This window comes from Solitalea agri (genome assembly GCF_023914155.1).
Classification (GTDB): Bacteria; Bacteroidota; Bacteroidia; order Sphingobacteriales; family Sphingobacteriaceae; genus Solitalea; species Solitalea agri.
In genome coordinates this window covers 1-1,749 of record NZ_JAMWYS010000055.1, presented here as the reverse complement: position 1 = coordinate 1,749, position 1,749 = coordinate 1, and the positions used below count along the sequence as shown (strand labels likewise).

At 39.9% G+C, this 1,749-nt stretch carries 2 protein-coding genes; both read right to left on the bottom strand.

Annotation, left to right across the window (positions count from 1 at the left end; translation table 11 throughout):
• Window positions 1-595: 595 nt before the first annotated feature.
• Complete coding sequence (locus NF867_RS15830) at window positions 596-1,414, bottom strand: outer membrane beta-barrel protein (RefSeq protein WP_252589366.1); 819 nt, start codon at window positions 1,412-1,414, stop codon at window positions 596-598.
• A gap of 132 nt (window positions 1,415-1,546) precedes the next feature.
• Window positions 1,547-1,749: hypothetical protein (locus tag NF867_RS15825; protein ID WP_252589365.1), on the bottom strand; the 203-nt coding region annotated here is incomplete at its 5' end.

The window sequence follows — 1,749 nt, the reverse complement described above, 5'->3', positions numbered from 1 at the left end:
CAACAAATCCTGCTTTAACTTGTTGATAACCCCTGAAAATAGAAAGAGGCCGTCCTTTTGAGACAGCCTCTTAAGACAGCGCTATTGGGGTTCTAAGTTCACATTACACGATGCTACTTTGAAGGATAATTTAAGAAAGTACTGGATTCACCTTTCTTGTCACAAATCTCCCGAAGAAGGCCCCCCCTTTGAAGGGGGAGTTTAAGACAGCGCTATTGGGGGTTCTAAGTTCACATTACACGATGCTACTTTGAAGGATAATTTAAGAAAGTTCTGGATTCACCTTTCTTGTCACAAATCTCCCGAAGAAGAACTCCCCCTTCAAAGGGGGAGTTTAAGACAGCGCTATTGGGGGTTCTAAGTTCACATTACACGATGCTACTTTGAAGGATAATTTAAGAAAGTACTGGATTCACCTTTCTTGTCATAAATCTCCCGAAGAAGGACTCCCCCTTTGAAGGGGGAGTAAGGGGGATGTAAAACAGCACCGATACCACTTAACCTTCAACAAAAAAGCTCTTTCGGATTTGCAATCCGAATTTATTAATAGGGCCCTTCGACTCCGCTCAGGGTGACGTGCTCGAACTGATGGGGGTTACCTTTTAACAGTATCCACTGTTGAGGTCCATTCAGGTAAATACATATGCACTATTCTAATGGTATCGCGCTTTTCTGTTTGACGATTAGGCCAAACATATTGTGCCTGCTGAGGTGCCGGGTTAACCGGTTTATTTTTAGCAACGAATGCGCGTTGCAGGAAGTTATACCTGAACCCTATGGTTGCAACTCCAAAAGCATCCTTATACTTATTATCAAAGGTTGGATTGTAACCATCCAGATTATCATTAAAACTTAAATTATGCTGATAATTTAAATTAATAGAAAAGGGAGTATCATAATTAAAACCAAGAATATTAAAGTTCACACCAACATTTATAGGCAGGACGAAAGCCTGTTGATTTAGCCGCACTCCACCAATTAGCTGATTAGCATCTGGGGCTGCTAAATTGGCTTCATTCATTTGCGTAATTACAGCCCCTACTCCTACTCCTACATACACATGGTACCAGGGTAAATAAGCCGAACGAAAATCAGGTTTAAAAAACATGCCGCTTTTCAGGTTTACACTGGCATTTAATTGATTAAAAACAGTGCTAAATCCGCGTCCATATTTATCAGGGTTTAACTGTGAAAATTTACCATGGTGGAAATTTCCTGAAAGAAAAATGTATGGAGAAATATACATGTCAGCGCTTCCCCCAAAGGATAAATTAACATCACTTTGTTGAGTATCCATAAATGCTTTTGAATAACCGATGTTAACACCTAACGAAAGTTTATGCTCGCTCATTTGAGCATTCCCTTTTTTGCCAACAAAAACAAAGATTAATAGTAGAAGAATGACCTTTTTCATAATTAAATGAATTAGCTAGATGTAACTAATAGAAGTAAAAATTAAACAATAGTACAATATCCCTTATTCCTGATATACAAATACCGATCCTTATTATCCCCTTAGGTCCTCGACTACGCTCGGACTGACTGCTCACGCTTTGACTACGCTCAGGGCAACACTGTTGTCAGCCTGAGCGTAGTCGAAGGCTTGCTCATGGAGGCCGTTCCAATCCCGCTCTTTCGGATTTGCAATCCGAAAGTTATTTGTTCGACCCTTCGACTTCGCTCCTTTAGATTTGTTATTGTTAGATTTAAAATGAGAAAGGAAGCAAAAGTACACTAAGACAATCGCTC